Below are 19,927 nucleotides of genomic sequence, written 5' to 3'. Positions count from 1 at the left end.
AGCAAATTTTACAAACATGTATTAACTAAATCTGTACAGACTAAATGGTTTCACATTCAGTGAGGGTTCTTTGCCTAATAGCAAGTCAGCTGTGAGCTCGGAAGAAACTGGGCTTTCGGTCATCCCCCAGCCTGTGGCAGTATTGATAACTAGACCAGGATATTCATTGACTTGAGAAATGATTGGGTGCTCATCTGGTGCGATGGCCATAGCACCACTCCATTGGTCAATCAGTTTAGAATCCTTAAATGCAGGGAATTCTGTTTTTAATTTCTCAAATGATGCATTCAGCTCTGGTAAATCAGGTAATGCCGTCATATTTCTGTGTTTTTCAAATGGTGAAACTTCATCCAGTTTCCAGCTTGTTGGCTCAGTAAATGAATTAATTAATTGTTCATTTAATGAAATATGCACAGGGAAATCAGGCATAGATAGCAGTGGAATGTATTTATAGCCATAGACGAAGGAGTCTTTAACAACCGGTGCAACAATCACACGAGGAGATGTTGCATAGGTACCATCTGCTTGTTCACGGAAGAAAATATTCCCCGGTAAAGCAACGTTACCCCCCGGTGCAGTTGGTGAACCGGTGATCAGTTGTTGAGATTGATAAGCCGGTAATGTTGGGACATCCACACCTAAGTTTTGCATAAACAGCCTTGACCAGACGCCACCTGCCACAACAACACGTGAGGTCTTGATAGGCCCTTTCTCGGTGACGACATCAGAAATTACGCCTGCTTGAGTTTCTAAACCTCTAGCTGCACAGTTAGTATAAATTTTTATCCCTAATTTTTTGGCGTAATCAGCCATGACGAAGGTTGCAATTTCAGCATCTAAGCTACCAGAGTCTTCTTCAAAACCTGCGATTGTCCATTTAGACTGTGCACCGTTTAAACGTTGGTTGAGTTCAGCACCTTCGATAATGCGTGTTTTGAATGGAATATCTGAACCGACATTTTTACTGCGAGTATCAATCCACTCTCTAACATTGACAAGATCTTCTTCATCGAATGGCACTTCAACGCGGCCTTGAGTACGGTAGCTTGTATCTGCACCGACTTTCGCGTTCATCTCTCTCCAACGTTGTTTGCCTAAGTGGTGGAGTAAGAAGGTTTCATCTGGCATTTTATAAGTGATAACTTGGCCGTAGAAGCGGGATGATTGCTCGCCTGCGATGTTACCTTTTTCAACAATAACAACATCTAAACCACGTCCAACCAGCTCAATTGCGGTCATGATCCCCAGAATTCCAGCACCAATAACAACGACGTCAGCTTGCTGTGGTAGAGGGCCTTCAGTTCCTGCAACAAAGCCATGTCGTGGCTTACCAGGAACAAATCGACCTTCACGCGTTAACATTGGAGTTAAAATTCCAGCCCCTGCAGCAACGGCAACAACACCACCGCCAATCAAAAATTTTCTTCTAGTTATAGCCATCTTATTAAGTTCCTTATATCGAATGAGTTTTTAACAATTGACCAAAGCTTCAATTAGAAATGTTTATAATTGTAATTATATCTTTAATAATAATTATAATTGTAAACCAAATTGAGTTGAAATTAAAATATTTGTTTAAATGTTAAAAAAATTTATTTTTAGATAAGGAATGGACGCCAATATTTCGAGAAAAATAATGGCGCTGGTAGAATTCGGATAGAGAAACAGATAGGAAAATAAATGGCTTTGTGCTTATCTATTTGATTTGTAATGTTTAAATGTGGATTTGGCCTGTTAAAAATAAAACGGCTTTACCTGTTAATTTTACTCGGTCAGAGGTTAGCTCACATTGAACTACCCCTCCGCGCGATGAAATCTGTTGGCCTATTAACTGCGATTTATTCAGCTGTTTGGCCCATATTGGGGCAATGGCACAATGTGAGGTGCCTGTTACAGGGTCTTCGTCAACCCCTTTGGCGGGAGCAAAGTAACGAGAAACAAAGTCACAATCGCTATTAGCACTTTCTGCTGTAATTGCTAACCCAGGTAGAGAAAGCTGCGAAAGTTTTAACATGTCTGGCTGACAGTTTTGAACGTGCTCTGCACTTTCAAGAAAACACAGATAACGGTCTTTTGCTATCCAAAGATCTTTGATTTTGACACCAAGGATATCGACGAGGTGTGGGTAATGGTTTGGATGGCTTTGTTCGGATTCAAGAATTGGAAAATCAAGTGTAAATCCTTGTGCATTTTGCGTCACAACGAGGTCACCCGACAGAGAATTAAATGTTAAAGGATGAATGTCTTGCTCGAGCACTTGATTTAACACAAAAGCAGCGGCAAGTGTTGCATGGCCACAGAGTGTTACTTCAACTTTAGGGGTGAACCAGCGAATATGATGGCCGACTAAAAATGCGGTTTCTGACAAGTTAACCTCTGCGGCAATGGCAATGAGCTGTTCATCTGGTAACCAGTTATCGAGTAATACAATCGCTGCTGGGTTACCGCGAAAAAGGGTATCTGTAAAAGCATCAACATAGTAAATAGGGGCGGAAAGGCTCATTGTATGATTTCCTAAAGTCATTATGGGATGATGAGAGAGCAGTATAGCGCCTATTTTATCAGAAATAATAAGCAAACTATTAAGTGGGGAATGATGCGGAGGATCCGGTAGCGTGTGGGCTGCTACCGGATAGAAGACAATTAATCAGCGCTATTAAGCATTAGCTTCATTTTTGTCTGCATTTTTAAGCATTTTTCTAACAGGGATAATCAACGCTGCTAATACGACCGCACAGATCACCAGTGCAATAGAGACGTGGGAGAATAGCTCAGGCATCGAATCTAATTGGTCTTTGCGAATGTTACCCCCCATGATACCAGCTGCAAGGTTACCCAATGCGCTAGCACAGAACCATAACCCCATCACTTGGCCGCGCATTTTTTGTGGTGCGAGCAAGGTCATGGTTGCTAACCCGATAGGGCTTAAGCACAGTTCTCCTAATGTCAGCAATAAGATACTGCCAACTAACCAGAAAGGTGAAACGCCACTTTGGGTTGCGAGTACTTGGTTTGCTGCCACCATCATGATAGCAAAGCCGCCCGCAGCAAATAAGATACCAATCACGAACTTGGTCATACTGCTTGGGTTCATATTGCGTTTAGCCAACGAAGGCCAGAACCAGCTAAATACTGGGGCTAACAATATAATGAACAAGGCATTGATTGATTGGAACCAAATGGTTGGAATTTCAAAACTCCCCATTTGGCGGTCAGTATAGTCCCGAGCAAAGATATTAAATGAAGTGGGTTTTTGCTCAAAGGCTGACCAGAAGAATGCGGCTGCAATCAGTAAAATCAAGCATGCCAGTAAACGAGAACGTTCGCTGCTGTTTAAACCGCCAAGGAAGAACATAAATAAGAAATAGATGCCCACACAGGTCGAGATAACATAAGCAGAACTTTTCGCAATTATTGAGGCATTAAATGGGATCGTACCATTATCAATCAAGATAACCAGTATGGCTAATAGCACCATGGCAAAGGTAACCCATTTCCCCACGTTTTTGCGCTCAACCGTTGGACGGTTCCAAGTGGAATCAAGGCCAACTTCTTTATCATAACGGCGCATTTGAGGAATGGCGTAAAAGCGGAAAATTAACAGGGCAATTAACATTCCTAAACCACCAAGGCCAAAACCTAAATGCCACCCATATTTTTCATGAAGTGGGCCAATAATTAACGGGGCAATAAATGACCCCATATTGATACCCATATAGAACAGGGAGAAACCGCCATCACGGCGTGTATCTTCTTTCTTATACAGGGTTCCTACCATCACGGTAATACAGGTTTTAAATAACCCTGTACCTAATACGATGAGCAATAAGCCGACGAAAAAGAAAGTATTTGATAAAAACGCAGACATTGCGATGGATAAATGGCCAAACGCAATAATTAAGGAACCGTACCAAACCGCGCGGCGTTGGCCTAACCAGTTATCGGCTAACCAACCACCCGGTAACGAGGTGATATAAACCCCTCCAGCGAAAATACCGACGATAGCCGAAGCTTGTTCAATAGGTAATTCCATTCCGCCTTGTAATAATGCCGCACTCATAAATAAGATAAGTAACGGTCTAACTCCGTAAAAAGAGAAGCGTTCCCACATTTCTGTGAGGAAAAGCGAACTCAATGGGTATGGATGCCCAAAAAAAGTTTTTGTTTTAGTCGCAGAATTATTCATCTGTGAACTCCCATAAATACTCTCTTGAGAGGTTGTGCATGATATAAAACACCAAGCCGTGCGCCTGAGTGCCAATTGTTATTGATATGTTAACATGAATATATGAAACATATTTTTAACATACATTATTATAGAATCACCTATATACAGAATGAATTTATTGTAAAAGGTGTGTTTTTAAGGTGAAAAGTCGATATAACTCTCATTTCTCACGATAAGCTAGGGGAAGATACAGGATTTTAGTTGACAATAAAAGAAAGAATTTTGAATCGATTAAGTTATTTAAAATCAAGTGGTTATATGTACTAAAATTTGATTTTAAGGAAAGTAAGGCAATAAAGCTTATAAATCATCAGGTTTTTGTACAAAAAATAGCAAGAAGCTTATTGGTCGGTAGGGGAGGCTCGCAGGCCATCGGATTGGCGCCTGATGACTAACCATGAATAAATTAAGTTGAAGAGAACTAACGCAGCGGTGAAAAAGAATACGGCTCTGAAACCGTAAGTTGCAGCGACAAACGACCCCATCAATGGCCCTGTCACATTCCCAACATCTCGCAATGCTTGGTTATAGCTGAAAATACGTCCCGTTACTTGATGGGAAATATTATAGATAATTAACGTTTGTACTGCGGGTAATAGCGCAGCATTCAGAGCCCCAAGCATAAATCGGAGAAAGCCTAGCTCCCAATAACTACTTACCAGCCCCATTGGGAATAATACAAAAATAGATGCGCCCAGCACGGCGAGTAAAACTTTTTCAGGGCCTATTCGGTCACTGAGTTTACCTAACATGGGCGCACTGATTAAAGCCGCAACACCAGGAATGGAAGCTATCACACCACTGACAAAGGCCAAGTTTTCAAGGGAATCAGATAAGTCACGTACATAAAGCGTGATGACAGGGTTGATTGAGCCCATAGCAGCTTGAATAATCATGGTGGTAAAAAAGAGGCTGATAACTAAGTTTTTATTACGTAAAGAGGCAAAAACTTGTTTGCTCGTTAATGCATCTTTGCGAGAAACAGGCGTGAAGCGTTCTCTGACATAAAAAAGCGTGACAAAAAAGCAGATAAACAGCACCGTTGCGGTAATAAAAAAGACGGGACGTAAGCCATACTGGTCAGCAAGAAAACCGCCAATGAGTGGGCCAATAAGTGCGCCACTTACTGCACCAGTAGCGAGGACACCCATAGCCCAACCACTTTTTTTCACGGGAACTTGAGTTGCAATCAGCGCGTTAGCATTGGGAACAAAACCACCCAATAAACCTAATATGGCTCTTAAGGCTAAGAGCTGCCAAATATTTTGTGCAAAACCAATAAGCACCATCACGATAGCCATCCCTAGTGCTGAACGCAGCAGCATGAGTTTACGGCCTTTACGGTCGGATAATCGACCCCAAAATGGCGCAGCAATCGCGGAAAATAAGAAGGTGATACTAAAAACTGCCCCTGTCCATAGGTTCAAAGAGGCATGGTCTTTAACGCCTAGTTCTTCAATATAGAGGGGGAGAAAAGGCATGATCAGGCTAAAGGCGGCACCTGTTAAAAAACAGCCGAACCACACGACGTATAGGTTACGTTTCCAATACTCTGTTTTTCCCGTCATAATTTTCCCGTTATATTCAGTTCTACAGCGTTGTTGGCTTCATTTGCCTAATGTACGCTCTTTGGGATGTCTTCATTTTCCCGCCTAGCTGTAGACCCGACTATTTAGGAAAAACAGTATGAAAAACAGCAAGAAAAGCATCATAAAAAACAGTTGAAAAATCACGCCATATATTTAGAGAAAACAGTATAAAAAACAGTAAGAAAAGCATCATAAAAAACAGTTGAAAAACCACGCCATAATTTATCTGCTTACACTAATTATTAATGATGGATTTTATCTAAATCTCCGTATAACGAAGGCTCCCCTTCAGGACGCGTTTTAAAACGGCGATGTAGCCACATATATTGTTCTGGTGCTCTGAGGATTTCTTTTTCAATAATTTGGTTCATCATGGTTGCGGTAGCCACATTATCTTCAATTGGGAAATCATCAATGGCAGGTTGAATGATTAATTCATAACCTTTACCCGCAGGTAAACGTCTTGGTGTAAAAGGCACCACTAAAGGGGAAGCCAGACGTAAAATAATTTGCGAGCCATTGGTTGTCGCTGCATCTTTTACGGCGAACAAAGGCGCAAATGTACTATTGCGAGGGCCGTAATCATGGTCGGGGGCATACCATAAAATTTCCCCATTTTTTAAGTCACGAACCATGCCTTTCATATCTTTGCGATCCAACATATATTTGTTGGAACGTAACCGCCCACGGGTTTGTAGCCAATCAAGGAGGTCATTATCATTGGCGCGATATACACCAATGCCCGGATTTAACATGCCAAAGGCACGCGCACCCATTTCCAAGGTTAAAAAATGAACACCAAGCGCGATAATGCCTCTACCTGTTTGGCGGGCAGCAACAGCATTTTCTTCCCCAATGACTTTGACCCAGCGACGAACGCGCCAATCAGGCCAAAACCAAGCCATGCCCGTTTCAAATAAGCCCATGCCGACAGATTCAAAGTTTTTGTCAACACAGCGTTGCCGTTCTTGCTCACTCATGTCTGGAAAACATAATTGCAAATTTCGCTCTGCGACTTTCACCCGCTTTTTCAAAAAGCGTTTAGAAAATAACCCTAAACGCGTTCCCATCCAATAAATGAGAGGATAAGGCAATAATACAAGAAGATATAACACGCCAATGCCTAGCCAAGTTAGCCAGTAACGAGGGTGGAGAAACCGTTTTTGAAATTTTGGAGCTAGTATCATTGTTATCCGAATATATTAGTCACAAATTAATAAAAAGGCATGATATAAACTATATCAAATTATTCGTTTAAAGCGTTAATTGCCTGCATGGTGCTCATTAACTCAGCTAAGTTACGAACCGCCATTTTTTCCATGACGCGAGAGCGATGAACCTCAACAGTGCGTACAGAAACACAGGTTGCCTCAGCAATCTCACGGTTAATTAAGCCTTGCAACACATAACCACAGATATCTTTTTCACGAGGGGTGAGCGTTTCATAGCGCTGCTTAATTAAATGCCCCTCAGTGGCTTTGGTGGTTTGTGATTGAGCTTGTTCTAAGGTCTTAGCAAGTTGTTGGCTATCAATGGGTTTTTGTAGAAAATCAACAGCGCCAAGTTTCACTTGTTCCACCGCCATCGGGATATCGCCATGGCCAGACAAAAATATCACAGCCAATGTACTGTGTTGTTCCCTAAGGTATTGGTGAACTTGTCGTCCATCTAATTTAGGCATGCGCATATCCAATAACACCACACCTTCTTGGTGTAATGCCGCATTTTGGATAAATATTTCACTGTCATTCCAAACGATAACGCTATAGCCCAATGTTTCTAGTAAGAATTGGCAGGCATCCGTCACATCGGGGTCATCATCCACGAGATGGATTACTGGCATACATATACCTCGTCGTGTAGAGGGTGACAAATAAGGTGCTTTATATAATGAGCATTGATTATCGCAATAAAGCCATTGTCACATATAGTTAATGTGAATGTTATCAATTACGTGGCAAAACATGCTTAATCTACGATTTTATTGTGATAATTGAAAATAAGAGTGACCATTAAGCCATGTAACCCATCATCACTTAGGTTATTTTCGATACGAATGTCTCCGCCTTGGCTTTGTATCAAACGCTGGCAGATCACTAAACCTAACCCTAAACCTTCTTTTTTAGTTGTCGCAAATGGCGTGATACCTTGCTCTAATTGACCCGCAGGCATCCCTCCAGCATTGTCCTGTAAAACAAGTAAAAAATGTTGCTGCGAAAAATGAAACTCGAAACGCAGTAGGGTTGCCCCTGCTTGCAAACTGTTACTGATTAAATTAGAAAGTAATTGTTCTAGTAACGTGTCTGGCAACATCAGGGAGACGTCAGGAGTTTCAGGTAAAATTAACCTCGAATTGGGGTAGTGCTGGTCTGCACGCAATAATTGCCAAATATGATTAATAGCCTGTTTAACCGATTGCTGGCTCAATGTGATTGCGGGGTCATGGCTTGGTTTACCCGCCCAGAGACGCAAATTGCGAATGATATCGGCTCCACGTTGAGCTTGGTCGTCGATTTTAGTTAATGCGCTAATTAATGGGTGGCTTTCAGACTCTTTAGTCAGGCGTAGAATACACCCTTGGGCATAATGGCGGATTGCAGACAGCGGTTGGTTCAATTCATGGGCAAACCCGGATGCCATTTCACCTAAAATATTTAACCGTTGTGCCTTTTGTAAATTGGCTTCTTGCTCTCGCAAGCGATTATGCGCTTCTTCTAATTGGCGGCTGCGACGTCTCACCAAAAAGGCAATCCAAACATGATTTATCCCAAGTAATACAAAAAATAATGCAACAAGGCTGATAGTGATTTGGTTTTGAATGGTCCAACTGACGATATCCTGCCAGATTTGGCGCTGTTGCGGATGTTGGTTAACGTCTCTGAGTAAGGTTTCGACTTGAGTCACCGACGCGGGAGCTCCCCAACGCATAGCGGCTTTATCTGTTGATAATAATGTCTTGGTGACTTTGTCGACTAAATTGTCCGGCACTTCACTTAAGGCGGCAAAAGACCAATTTGGATACAGTTCTGTGCTAGTTAAACAAGAGAGAGAGCTTGGATGTTGAATCAATGGGCGAAATTGTGTTTTATCAATCAACCCTTCGCTATGCATGTTTTCTAATAAACAGACAGGAACTATAGCTGCGGATAATGAATCATCACGCAGTGCGTATAATAATGCATCTGCAGGGAAGCCTAAAAATTGCATCTTAAAGTCTTTGGCAGCGTCGTAGCCCATATCCCTCAACACTTTGTAACCTAACAAATAGCCACCAAAAGCATCTGGTGAAATTGCTCCGACTTTCTTGCCTATTAGGTTTTTAACTTCTGAAATATCACTGTCTTTTCGAACTAATATCAAGCTGCCAATAACATTACGCGTTGTGCTGTTGGGCTCCACGTCTGAGCGAAGGGAGAGCAACCAACGTAAATGATAGCGGTTATCTAACTGAATAAATTGGGCAGGATTCGTCAACAAAAAATCAATCTTGCGATTGGAAATCGCCTCTTTCATCTCATCTAAATTGAGAGGTTGTAACGTAAAACGCTCCCCAGGAATCGACTCATTGAGTGTATCAATCAAAGGCTGCCAATGAGATTGGGTTGAACTGGGGCCACGTAAGGCCAATACCCCGATAGTCCACTGGGCCGAAATTGCTGGCAAAGACCACGTCAGTAGCATGATTAACAGTATGTGATACAACGGTCTAGACGATTTTTTTAACATATTTGAGTTATTCGTTGCGTTAGATCAATTTAGCTACGGGTATGTGGTAAACCACAATAGGGCAGTGGCTCCACTCTTCTTACAATGGCACTACAAGCTTTATCAAGATAACCCATCGGGTTTAAAGAGAAATAACAATTTCAGTGGTTATCTTAACGAGACTGTACCCATTGTCAATAACGCATGTAATACAAATAACATATTGATTAATAACTTTTATTTTCGCATTAGCAATGTCAATACTGGAGCCAATTATGGATCTGAGTAAACGAAAATTTCTACAACAAATTGGAGCCGTAACTGCGGGGGCATCGTTGATTCCCATTGCAGAAGCAGGGCTCAATTTTTCCCCGACACGTCGAGAAGGCAATCCAGAAAAACGTTATGGAATGTTGATTGATTTGCGTCGTTGTATCGGTTGCCAATCTTGCACGGTAAGCTGCTCGGTTGAAAACCAAACCCCACAAGGTCAATTTAGAACGACAGTGAATCAATATCAAGTCGCAGTGAAAGGTGAAGAAGGGTTCACCAACGTACTGTTACCCCGTTTATGTAACCACTGTGATAACCCTCCTTGTGTACCTGTATGTCCAGTTCAAGCGACTTTCCAACGTGAAGACGGCATTGTTGTCGTTGATAACGAACGCTGTGTTGGGTGTGCTTATTGTGTGCAAGCCTGCCCATACGATGCTCGCTTTATCAACCACTCTACGCAAACTGCAGATAAATGCACATTCTGCGCTCATCGCTTAGAAGTGGGTTTATTACCTGCTTGTGTTGAATCCTGTGTCGGTGGTGCGCGCATTATCGGGGATTTAAAAGACCCGAACAGTACTATTCGTAAAATGCTGACAGAGCACGAGGCTGAAATAAAAGTACTCAAACCGGAAAGTGGCACATTACCACAAGTTTTCTATATAGGTTTAGATGACGCATTCGTGCAACCGCTGCAAGGCAAAGGGCAGCCCGCATTATGGCAGGAGGTGTTCTGATGAATGGCCAAGTGACTTATATTTCAGAAATAATGGCTCAGCCACAAGAATTCTTTTGGCTACCTTGGGCGGTACAATATTTCTTCTTCATTGGGATTGCGTCTTGTGCGGTTCTGTACGCGTGCTATCTTCATTGGAGAAACAAACCTGAAAACAGCCGCTTAGAAATGATCGCCGTATTTATTGCTATCACAATGGGGATCACCGCACCGTTAGCACTAACCGCAGATTTACACCAAACCGCAAGGGTATGGCATTTTTATGCTCATCCAACAATATGGTCTTGGATGTGGTGGGGCTCTGTATTACTACCATTATTCACCACATTTATTGGTTTATATTTTGTTGCATTAATGGTGAAACTGATTTGGAAAAAAGAATTCAAAGCAACGCGTTGGGTTGCCTTGTTAGCTGCATTTTCAGCCATCGGTTTATTGTTATATACCGGCCGTGAAGCCTCAGTGTTAAACGCGCGTCCAATTTGGTTTAGCTGGTGGATACCAGTATTGATGTTCCTTAGTGCTCTGCAAGCATTACCTGCATTGATTAGTTTAGGGGCTCGCCGTGAACCTCAATATCAAAATCGCTTAGCGCGTTTTCAAGTTGTGACATTATTATTGTTTGCGGTGTGCTTTGCGTTGTGGTTATCAGGTGACACCACTTCAGGTATCGCAGTACGCCAACAGTTAGATACGGCAAGCCCAGGCTGGTGGATGCTAATGGGGGTTTGTGCACTGTGGTTAATCACTTTCGCAATGTCTGTCAGTAATTTAAAAGCGACTCGTTCCGTTCCATATATTACTGTCCTAGCCTTAATTTCAATGGCTTTTGCTTGGTCATTACGTTGGATTTTCCTGATGGAAGTTCAAGCGGTTCCAAAATATAACATTATCGCGAACCCATACCATTTCCCACTGGGAACAGACGGATTACTGGCTATCATTGGTACTTTCGGTTTATGGATTGCGTTAACAATTATTGTTCGTGAAGGTGTTCGCTGGTTTGCGAGGAGAGTGCAACATGGCTAAATTCTCAAGACGTCAATGGCTTAAAGGTGGTTTGGTTGTCGGTGGTATCGCATTATTTGGTGCAAGCTATCGTGATGTTGCCAAACGTGCAGTCGATGGTCTGGTTAATGGTACGTCAGGTAAAGTCACTCTTGATAGGCTTAATGGTAACTCTTTACGCCCTGAAGGACAGGCACTTAAAGGCTGGCAAGAAAACCCAGAACAAGTAGTTGCGATGACCCAGTGTTTTGGTTGTTGGACCCAGTGTGGTATCCGTGCTCGCGTCGATACAGCAAAAAATGAAGTATTGCGTATCGCGGGGAACCCTTATCATCCACTTTCCCATGAAGAGCACTTTCCTTATGGCATGCCACTGAAAACGGCATTTAATAAAATGAGTGGAGAATCAGGCCTTGAACACCGTTCGACAGCCTGTGCTCGTGGTGCGACGTTAATGGAAGGTTTAACGAGCCCATTGCGAATCCTTGAACCGATGAAACGTGTGGGTAAACGCGGCGAAGGTAAATGGGAGCGCATCAGTTTTGAACAACTGATTAAAGAAGTGGTTGAAGGGGGCGACTTATTTGGTGAGGGGCATGTGGATGGCTTACGGGCGATCCGTGACTTAGAAACGCCTTTAGACCCATCTCAACCTAAATTGGGGCCAAAAGCTAACCAATTATTAGTGACCAACGCAGGCGATGACGGCCGTGATGGCTTTATCCGTCGCTTTGCACAAAATGCCTTTGGCAGTAAAAACTTCGGTGCTCACGGTTCTTATTGCGGACTGGCTTACCGTGCGGGTTCCGGTGCATTAATGGATGATTTGGACAAAAATGCCCACGTTAAACCCGATTGGGATAATGTCCGTTTCGCGCTATTTTTGGGGACTTCACCTGCACAATCCGGTAACCCATTTAAGCGCCAAGGCCGCCAGTTAGCCACAGCGCGTTTACGTGATTCATTTAACTATGTGGTGGTATCACCTGCATTACCATTAACAACCACTTTAGCGAATGACCACGGTCATTGGGTTCCTGTGCAACCGGGTACGGATGCGGCATTGGTGATGGGGATGATCCGCTGGATCATTGAAAATAACCGTTACAATGCAAAATACCTCAGTGTGCCAAGTGAGAAATCCATGGAAGCCATGGGGGAGAAAAGCTGGACTAACTCAACACATTTAGTGATCACGGATGACAACCACCCATTAGCAGGAAAATTGTTAATTTCTTCTTATATCACAGGAGAAGGTGACAATGAGAAAGCTTATTTAGTGCAAGATGCTGCGGGTGAATTAAAACTGGCTGATGAAACGCCTACGGCCGAGCTCTTTGTGACACGCCAAGTCACCTTGCACGATGGCAGTGAAGTGACCGTTAAATCTAGCTTCCAATGTTTAAAAGAAGCGGCAAATCGTATGACTTTGGAAGAATACAGTCAGCGTTGCCATGTTCCAGTGAAAACGATTGAATCGTTGGGTAAAGCATTAACTTCTTATGATAGAAAAGCCGCCGTCATCTCTCATGGCGGTATGATGGGGGGTAATGGTTTCTACACTGCATGGTCAGTTATCATGCTTAACGCATTGATTGGTAACCTGAACTTGAAAGGCGGTGTTTCTGTTGGTGGCGGTAAATTCAACGGGGAAAACGATGGGCCGCGTTATAAAATTGCCAGCTATAAAGGCAAAGTGAAACCTAAAGGTGTGGTGCTGTCGCGCAGTAATGAAGTGTATGAAAAATCAGATGAGTTCAAAGCACGTCAGGCAGCGGGTGAAAATCCATACCCAGCAAAAGCCCCTTGGTACCCGTTTGCTAAAGGTCAATTAACAGAGCAGTTAGCATCTGCCTTGATGGGATACCCCTACGCACTGAAAGCGTGGATCACCAATATGACTAACCCTGTATATGGTATTGCAGGTATTCGTCAGGTGATGGAAGAAAAACTGAAAGACCCTAAACACCTGCCGCTGATTATTGGTATTGATGCCTTTATGAATGAAACCACGGCATTGGCAGATTACATTGTGCCAGATACCCATAACTTCGAAAGTTGGGGGTTTAGTGCACCATGGTCTGGCGTGCAGGTCAAAGCCAGCACAGCACGTTGGCCGATTGTTGAGTCACGTACTGCGAAAACAGCGGACGGCCAGCCAGTTTCGATGGAGAGTTTCTGTATTGCTGTAGCGAAAGAACTTAATTTACCCGGCTTTGGCGATAACGTGATTGAGGATATGGATGGCAACATGCATTCACTCAATACAGCAGAAGACTATTACTTAAGAGTTGCTGCAAATATGGCGTGGTTAGGGGAGAAACCAGTCCCTGAAGCCGCAACAGAAGATATCCAAATCAGTGGCGTGGAGCGTATTTTACCGGCTATTACACGGACTTTAAAACCAGAGGAAGTTCGCCGTGTTGCCTATATTTTCACACGAGGTGGCCGTTTTGCGCCTTATGAAAAAGCGTGGGATGGCGATGCAACAGGTCCTCAATGGAAAAAAGGCTTACAAATTTGGAACCCAACGGTGGCCGTTAATCGCCATGCCATAACGGGTGAACGTTATAGCGGTTGCCCGACGTATTACCCGCCTCGTATGGCGAATGGGGATGATGTGAATGCAGTATTCCCAGAAAAAGAGTGGCCGCTGAAGCTGATGTCATTTAAATCCCATGTGATGAGCAGCTCAACCACCGTTATTGAACGGCTCCGCCATGTGAAACCGACGAATCTTGTTGCTATCCACCCCGATGACGCAGCGAAAATGGGGGTAAAACATGGAGATTGGATTAGGATCACCACACCGGGGGGTCATGCTGAAGCCCAAGTAAGTGTGCTTGATGGCGTAATGCCTGGAGTGCTTGCGATTGAGCATGGCTATGGGCATACCGAGATGGGAGCGAAACAGCATTATCTGGATGGCCAACCTATGCCAATGAATGCGGCAAATGGTTCAGGAATTAACTTAAATGACCTTGGGTTTGCTGACCCAACACGTGAAGTTGCTAACACGTGGTTAGATTGGGTTTCGGGGGCATCGGTACGCCAAGGCTTACCTGCTCGCATTGAGTTAATTGGTTAAATGAAGTAGTAAGGATGGCTAGTGGTGGGGACCTGCATAGCTTCACCATTAGCCATCTGGTAGTTGGCAATAAGTAGTAAGCAGTTGACATTGCGCATAAAACGGTGTGCTACCACACCGTGACTTCGGCAAATGCCTGGGAGGGGGAGCCCTCCCTTTTTTAATGGTCTATCGCAAAAGTGGCGAAACCGACTGTTCTAAGCCGATGCTTTGTAGCATCAAAACCCCCATCAAAATAAATAAAATACCTGCCAAAATTTTCAGTGTGATTGCCCAATATGGGGAAAATGACTTTCCTTTTAAGCGTGATACACGAACCGCATTATCACGCATTAAATGAACAAAAAGAGCGATTAAGCAAATAGTTAATGCAGTCCCCATTGCCATTGCTAAGGCAGCGATAACCCCCCACTCATAGACCTCAATGACATAAGAAAACAGCAATACAAGAATTGCCCCAGAGCAAGGGCGGATACCCATCGATAGGATAATCAATAGCTTACTTTTAAAACTGGATTGTAATTGATGGGACTGGATAACGTGTTGGTGCCCACAACCACAGTTGTCCGAGTGGCTATGGGCTTTTGTTTTACTTATTGCTTTCGTTGATGAATTCAGTGGTTGAATGCTTTTTATCTTGAGTGGTGCCAAGTGTCTTGATTTGCGGATTGACCAGCCACGACGCAATGCGCTGATGCATAAATAGCTACCCAGCAAAATGACAAATAGATAACTCGTTTGCTCTGCATATAAACTGGCTTGGTTGAGATGCTTAGTAGAGAGTTGGAATAGGATCAAGACTAAGGAAACTAAAGTAATCGCAACGAGCCCTTGTAAGAGTGAGGCTAGTAAACTAATGATAACACTCTGTTTTAAATGAGTCGCTTGGGTGGCAATATAAGTGGTAATAATTAATTTGCCATGCCCCGGCCCAAGGGCATGCAAAAAACCATACGCAAAACTGGCAACTACCAGTAACCCACCTGCATACCATGGGCGAGAGGTGGTTTCTTGCAATAGGTAAGATAGCCCTTGGTTTAACTGTTTTTGCCAAGCTAGGCTAAGTTGTAACCATGATCCCCAGTGGGTGTATAGCTGCCAAGCGGCATAGGTTATAAGCCCCATAAACAGCGCAGTAATTATTAGTCTTTGCGTACGTAAAGGCATTATGGACATTGAATATCAACCCGTTGTGCAAATTGTTTGCCAAGTGCCAAATCTTCTTCTGGGCTATCACTTTTGTCTAAAGAGAAAGCGTAGGCGCGCATTGAATCGGTCACATTTGCTTCTTGTAGTTCCATCTGGCAATTTGCTGCAATATCTAAAGGTAGGTTAACTTGCTGTTTATTTTGGTAAGTCATGCTGACGTAGAATGTTGGGTCGTAAGTTTGAATTTCCACATGGGAACCTGCTATAGGCAGGGGTTGCATAAATGAAGCGGTAAAGAAGAAAACTAAAGAAAAGCCATCTTTTTCTAAATGGTAGCTATCAGGAATACGTTTAAAACTGACTTTCTTCCCCTGATAATAAAAATCAGTGAAATAATCTTGCATTAATATATTCGCCATAATAATAGCTTCTTGCTGTTTCCAACGCGGGTCATCCGGTTTAATGCCTTTTAATTCATACGCGATATCCGCTGATGTCATTGGATCCATTTTCCAAACATAGCTAATCCCTGAGTATTTATCTTGTTTACTTTCAAGGGAAATTTGCATTTCAATAAAACTATGAGGGTGTGCCGCTACTTGTGGAGCAACCATAAACAGAAATAGAAAATAGAAAGGAAAAAATCGCATCATTCAGTCAGCTAAATTGGTTTATCAAAAAAATGTTATAACATAACGAAAAGCAAACTAAAATATCTCGTAGTGATTTAAAATTCAACCTAAAACGATTGGTTAATACTTTTATCACGATAACCCTACAAATAAAGGGTTTTTTATTAACATAATAAGAGGGATAATACTCACCAAGATTTAAATAGGGTGGCAGCTCGCCTGAATTTATTTAAATTAAAATATTATCAATGAGTTAAATAGGATTAAGAACACCATGCCAGTGTTACATAACCAAATTTCAAATAAAATATTAAAAGAACGTATGTTGGCAGAAGTTGAGCCGCGCACCACTATCTCTTTTTATAAATATTTTAATATCCAAGACCCAAACGAATTTCGTAATCAATGGTACCAACAATTTAAAGCATTAAGCGTTTTTGGACGTGTTTATATTGCAAAAGAAGGTATTAACGCGCAAATCAGTGTGCCGGAATCTAATGTGGGCGCATTGCGCGAACTTATTTATGCAACAGACCCCGCATTAGATAACTTGCGTTTAAATATTGCGATTGATGATGACGGTAAATCGTTCTGGGTGCTGCGTATGAAAGTCCGTGAGCGCGTGGTGGCTGATGGTATTGAGGACGAAACATTTAACCCTGCAAATACAGGTCAATATCTAAAAGCTCACGAAGTGAATGAAATGATTGATGACCCAAATACTGTTTTCGTCGATATGCGAAATCATTATGAGTACGAAGTAGGGCGTTTTGATAACGCGATTGAAATACCTTCAGATACATTTAGAGAGCAACTGCCAATGGCGGTGGAAATGCTGCAAGAGCAAAAAGACAAAAATGTCGTAATGTATTGTACTGGTGGGATCCGTTGTGAAAAAGCCAGTGCTTATATGCTGCATAATGGCTTTAAAAATGTTTACCATGTTGAAGGTGGGATTATTGAATACGCACGTAAGGCGAAGGAACAAGGGTTGCCTTTGAGGTTTAAAGGGAAAAACTTTGTTTTTGACAACCGAATGGGAGAGCGTATTACAGAAGACACATTAGCACAATGCCACCAATGTGGTGCACCTTGTGATACACACACCAATTGCCGTAACGATGGCTGTCACTTGCTGTTTATCCAATGCCCTAGCTGTGCAGAAAAGTACGAAGGTTGCTGCAGTTCGTCTTGCACTGAAGAAATGAAACTTCCAGAGCAAGAACAACGCGCACGCCGTGCAGGTCGCGAAGTCAGTAATAAAATCTTTAATAAGTCACGTCACCGTTTATCCGATGGGTTATTAAATAAAGATAACTAATTATTGATGTTCTCTATAATAAGAAAGCCCTGTAATTAGGGCTGATTAGAGCAAGATAAAATTAATTGAAATAAAAAATTTATTTCATTCGATGTCATTACGTTGCTTATACCCCATGCATTTCGTATGAAATTCATGGGGTATTTGTTTATGGTTTACAGCAGGTAACGCCATTTTGTAAAGAAGTGTAATTTAAGACTTGAAATACGCGTAACTGGCACTATATAAGAATTGCACCAAGAAAGAGCATTATCCCATACTAGGTACACAGGCAATGGTGCATAGTCGTATGTGTTTAGTTTGATATAAAAATATTGAAGGAGAAATTATGTCTAACATTAGATCTTTTTCATTATTCCCAACATTATCCGATAGCCTACTTTCTAACAGATTTGACCAAATGGATCGTTTGTTTAGCCAGCTAACAGGTAATAGGCCTTTAACTTCAGAGCATCCGTATAATTTAAAACAAATAAATGAAACAAGCTATCAATTAACGGTTAGTGTTCCAGGTTATAAGGAAGAGGACTTAAGCGTATCCCTAAAAGGCGGGAAATTGTATGTTCAAGGTGAGCAATCAGCAGAATTAGTTAATGATTCTGAGAAATGGATCCATCAAGGAATAACGCAAAATAAGTTTTCCCTTGAATTTAATCTCGGTAAAAATGTGAAGATAGAAAGTGCTGAGTTATCTAGTGGTTTACTAACTCTGGATATTGAATATGAAATCCCGGATGAAGAAAAACCTCGAGTTATCGCTATTGAAAATAAAGATATAAAATCATAGAACTAAAATTTATGACTCGTCAGCAATTAGAGTGACTTTATAACGTTGGACACTTTTGTTGACTGGTTTGTAAGGCCTGATTCCGTTATTTAAATGGAGTCAGGCCTTTTAGTTTTGTTTCAGTCGATTTAAATTAAAACATTTTTAATATAAATATTTAAATACATTATATATAAAAAATAACTCAATTCTATTTTTGACGAAAACTTTAGATGCGATATGTCTTTTCTGTGAATAGACAGTACTATTACTAATTCCTAGTTTTCGAGAAATAATATGATTGGGTGTCTCATTCATCCAGTTATTAATAATATTTTGTTCTTTAATCGTGAAAATGGATGACTCAATATTATTAGCAAGTTTGGTGATTTTTTCTATTTGTTCATGGTCACGAATAACTTTATCAAGCGTTTGAATAATAATGCTTTTTGATAGAATAAAGTAATTGTCTTTTAATAATAATGGGTTGTTTGTTTGCGGATAAGGAGCATTAATATAAATATAAAAGCGTGCATTATTAGTATTACTTAATAACTGCTGTAGAGTAGGGCAGTAATCAGAGTAATTACAATAGTAGGTTAGATTCACCAGTATAATGCTTGGTAGGTTTGTGTTCATAAAACCAATGGCTTCTTTTATACATCCTGTACTAATAAATTCGAGTTTTTTATTTTTAGATAAATATTCTGTAATGCCAAGACGTGTATAATAACATTCATCAATAACTAATATTCGCATTGGAACATCCTTGTTCAAGAAGATGGCTTACAATAAATTGGAATTGATAGAGAAGTCAACCAAGGATTAATAAAAACAATAAATAGTGTTCTTATTTGAAATTGCTAATTAGTAATTAATTAATAAGGTAATTATATAAAGACATATAATTATCTATATAGATGAATAAATTAAATGGATATTAGTGGCACTAATATCCATTTATTTTTCCTAGTGTGTTTTAAAATCAAACTCAACATATTCCCCTGATTCTATCTTGTCTACGCCTGCTTGGAGAATATGAATAAGTTGTTTAGCCACATCAGTCGTTAGCCACATGGTTTTATCCACAATAGCATCACCTGTGTGTTTATCTTGCTCGGGGAGGTAGTGCAAACGCAACATCATAGCGTCGTAATCATCGACTGTGCTGATGTCCCAGCCAACTACTGGGTGGGTTTGAATGACATCATTTTTTTTATTCATATAAACCTCCTAATCAAACATCGTGATAAATAATAAATATCTATAACTGACTAAGAGCAATGACCTCGAGATGAGTCCACTTTTAGTATAAGGAGATTTCGCTAATAAGAAAGCAAATAAAACATTTTTTTTGTTTATATAGCAGAAAATGCATAAAACAGATAATAAGGATTGTAAAAACAGAATGGGAAGCATTTTGAACTTC

At 41.4% G+C, this 19,927-nt stretch carries 16 protein-coding genes; 5 read left to right on the top strand and 11 right to left on the bottom strand.

The window, feature by feature from the left end; translation table 11 throughout:
• Positions 1 to 21: 21 nt before the first annotated feature.
• From PSF31_RS06995 to ttrS, 7 genes are all read right to left on the bottom strand, one after another.
• On the bottom strand, positions 22 to 1,440 hold the full coding sequence (locus PSF31_RS06995) for an NAD(P)/FAD-dependent oxidoreductase (protein WP_004255876.1): 1,419 nt from the start codon (positions 1,438 to 1,440) through the stop codon (positions 22 to 24).
• 274 nt (positions 1,441 to 1,714) lie between these two features.
• Positions 1,715 to 2,503 (bottom strand): PhzF family phenazine biosynthesis protein, encoded by a 789-nt coding sequence (locus tag PSF31_RS06990; RefSeq protein ID WP_036957873.1) that lies wholly within the window; start codon positions 2,501 to 2,503, stop codon positions 1,715 to 1,717.
• A gap of 153 nt (positions 2,504 to 2,656) precedes the next feature.
• Entirely contained in the window at positions 2,657 to 4,186 is a 1,530-nt protein-coding gene (locus PSF31_RS06985) for a peptide MFS transporter (protein WP_004255871.1), read from the bottom strand.
• Between the two features lie 383 nt (positions 4,187 to 4,569).
• Positions 4,570 to 5,796, bottom strand: coding sequence for a multidrug efflux MFS transporter MdtG (gene mdtG / locus PSF31_RS06980; protein ID WP_004255869.1), 1,227 nt, complete (start codon positions 5,794 to 5,796; stop codon positions 4,570 to 4,572).
• Positions 5,797 to 6,059: 263 nt separating this feature from the next.
• On the bottom strand, positions 6,060 to 7,004 hold the full coding sequence (locus tag PSF31_RS06975; RefSeq protein ID WP_096864193.1) for a Kdo(2)-lipid IV(A) acyltransferase: 945 nt from the start codon (positions 7,002 to 7,004) through the stop codon (positions 6,060 to 6,062).
• A gap of 59 nt (positions 7,005 to 7,063) precedes the next feature.
• Positions 7,064 to 7,660: a tetrathionate respiration response regulator TtrR gene (gene ttrR / locus PSF31_RS06970; protein ID WP_096864192.1), complete on the bottom strand. Its 597-nt coding sequence runs from the start codon at positions 7,658 to 7,660 to the stop codon at positions 7,064 to 7,066.
• 125 nt (positions 7,661 to 7,785) lie between these two features.
• Complete coding sequence (gene ttrS / locus PSF31_RS06965) at positions 7,786 to 9,543, bottom strand: tetrathionate respiration histidine kinase TtrS (RefSeq protein WP_036957871.1); 1,758 nt, start codon at positions 9,541 to 9,543, stop codon at positions 7,786 to 7,788.
• 254 nt (positions 9,544 to 9,797) lie between these two features.
• Between ttrS and ttrB the strand changes: the two genes are divergently transcribed.
• The 3 genes from ttrB to ttrA are packed head-to-tail and all read left to right on the top strand — an operon-like array spanning position 9,798 to position 14,630.
• Entirely contained in the window at positions 9,798 to 10,535 is a 738-nt protein-coding gene (ttrB, locus tag PSF31_RS06960) for a tetrathionate reductase subunit TtrB (protein WP_036957869.1), read from the top strand.
• Positions 10,517 to 11,563 (top strand): tetrathionate reductase subunit TtrC, encoded by a 1,047-nt coding sequence (gene ttrC / locus PSF31_RS06955; protein ID WP_096864191.1) that lies wholly within the window; start codon positions 10,517 to 10,519, stop codon positions 11,561 to 11,563. Before ttrB ends, ttrC begins: the two co-directional genes overlap by 19 nt.
• Positions 11,556 to 14,630: a tetrathionate reductase subunit TtrA gene (gene ttrA, locus PSF31_RS06950; RefSeq protein WP_096864190.1), complete on the top strand. Its 3,075-nt coding sequence runs from the start codon at positions 11,556 to 11,558 to the stop codon at positions 14,628 to 14,630. Before ttrC ends, ttrA begins: the two co-directional genes overlap by 8 nt.
• 168 nt (positions 14,631 to 14,798) lie before the next feature.
• Here ttrA and PSF31_RS06945 read toward each other — a convergent pair whose 3' ends face one another.
• Both PSF31_RS06945 and PSF31_RS06940 read right to left on the bottom strand, forming a co-directional pair.
• A complete protein-coding gene (locus PSF31_RS06945; RefSeq protein ID WP_232062949.1) occupies positions 14,799 to 15,806 on the bottom strand; it encodes a nickel/cobalt transporter in 1,008 nt (335 codons plus the stop codon).
• A complete protein-coding gene (locus PSF31_RS06940) occupies positions 15,797 to 16,432 on the bottom strand; it encodes a DUF1007 family protein (protein ID WP_004255842.1) in 636 nt (211 codons plus the stop codon). Before PSF31_RS06940 ends, PSF31_RS06945 begins: the two co-directional genes overlap by 10 nt.
• A 253-nt stretch (positions 16,433 to 16,685) precedes the next feature.
• Here PSF31_RS06940 and trhO point away from each other — a divergent pair, with 253 nt between their 5' ends.
• Together trhO and PSF31_RS06930 are read left to right on the top strand one after the other, a co-directional pair.
• Positions 16,686 to 17,732 (top strand): oxygen-dependent tRNA uridine(34) hydroxylase TrhO, encoded by a 1,047-nt coding sequence (trhO, locus tag PSF31_RS06935; protein ID WP_004255839.1) that lies wholly within the window; start codon positions 16,686 to 16,688, stop codon positions 17,730 to 17,732.
• A gap of 328 nt (positions 17,733 to 18,060) precedes the next feature.
• The gene (locus tag PSF31_RS06930; protein ID WP_036957864.1) at positions 18,061 to 18,519 is read left to right on the top strand and encodes an Hsp20 family protein; all 459 of its coding nucleotides are present in this window, start codon (positions 18,061 to 18,063) and stop codon (positions 18,517 to 18,519) included.
• 144 nt (positions 18,520 to 18,663) lie between these two features.
• On the opposite strand, the gene PSF31_RS06925 is transcribed toward PSF31_RS06930, so the two are convergent.
• A complete protein-coding gene (locus tag PSF31_RS06925; protein WP_153673605.1) occupies positions 18,664 to 19,257 on the bottom strand; it encodes a LuxR C-terminal-related transcriptional regulator in 594 nt (197 codons plus the stop codon).
• Between the two features lie 210 nt (positions 19,258 to 19,467).
• Entirely contained in the window at positions 19,468 to 19,722 is a 255-nt protein-coding gene (gene bssS, locus PSF31_RS06920; protein ID WP_004255804.1) for a biofilm formation regulator BssS, read from the bottom strand.
• Between the last annotated feature and the right edge of the window lie 205 nt (positions 19,723 to 19,927).

The sequence above is a fragment of the Providencia sp. PROV156 genome, from assembly GCF_028480905.1.
Classification (GTDB): domain Bacteria; phylum Pseudomonadota; class Gammaproteobacteria; order Enterobacterales; family Enterobacteriaceae; genus Providencia; species Providencia hangzhouensis.
Note: the sequence above shows the minus strand (reverse complement) of the source record. Positions and strands in the feature narration are given on the sequence as shown.

Excerpts from the sequence above, each read along its gene's own strand:
- PSF31_RS06995 (WP_004255876.1), bottom strand. The coding sequence starts at position 1,440 with ATGGCTATAACTAGAAGAAAATTTTTGATTGGCGGTGGTGTTGTTGCC.
- PSF31_RS06990 (WP_036957873.1), bottom strand. The coding sequence starts at position 2,503 with ATGAGCCTTTCCGCCCCTATTTACTATGTTGATGCTTTTACAGATACC.
- PSF31_RS06985 (WP_004255871.1), bottom strand. The coding sequence starts at position 4,186 with ATGAATAATTCTGCGACTAAAACAAAAACTTTTTTTGGGCATCCATAC.
- mdtG (WP_004255869.1), bottom strand. The coding sequence starts at position 5,796 with ATGACGGGAAAAACAGAGTATTGGAAACGTAACCTATACGTCGTGTGG.
- PSF31_RS06975 (WP_096864193.1), bottom strand. The coding sequence starts at position 7,004 with ATGATACTAGCTCCAAAATTTCAAAAACGGTTTCTCCACCCTCGTTAC.
- ttrR (WP_096864192.1), bottom strand. The coding sequence starts at position 7,660 with ATGCCAGTAATCCATCTCGTGGATGATGACCCCGATGTGACGGATGCC.
- ttrS (WP_036957871.1), bottom strand. The coding sequence starts at position 9,543 with ATGTTAAAAAAATCGTCTAGACCGTTGTATCACATACTGTTAATCATG.
- ttrB (WP_036957869.1), top strand. The coding sequence starts at position 9,798 with ATGGATCTGAGTAAACGAAAATTTCTACAACAAATTGGAGCCGTAACT.
- ttrC (WP_096864191.1), top strand. The coding sequence starts at position 10,517 with ATGGCAGGAGGTGTTCTGATGAATGGCCAAGTGACTTATATTTCAGAA.
- ttrA (WP_096864190.1), top strand. The coding sequence starts at position 11,556 with ATGGCTAAATTCTCAAGACGTCAATGGCTTAAAGGTGGTTTGGTTGTC.
- PSF31_RS06945 (WP_232062949.1), bottom strand. The coding sequence starts at position 15,806 with ATGTCCATAATGCCTTTACGTACGCAAAGACTAATAATTACTGCGCTG.
- PSF31_RS06940 (WP_004255842.1), bottom strand. The coding sequence starts at position 16,432 with ATGATGCGATTTTTTCCTTTCTATTTTCTATTTCTGTTTATGGTTGCT.
- trhO (WP_004255839.1), top strand. The coding sequence starts at position 16,686 with ATGCCAGTGTTACATAACCAAATTTCAAATAAAATATTAAAAGAACGT.
- PSF31_RS06930 (WP_036957864.1), top strand. The coding sequence starts at position 18,061 with ATGTCTAACATTAGATCTTTTTCATTATTCCCAACATTATCCGATAGC.
- PSF31_RS06925 (WP_153673605.1), bottom strand. The coding sequence starts at position 19,257 with ATGCGAATATTAGTTATTGATGAATGTTATTATACACGTCTTGGCATT.
- bssS (WP_004255804.1), bottom strand. The coding sequence starts at position 19,722 with ATGAATAAAAAAAATGATGTCATTCAAACCCACCCAGTAGTTGGCTGG.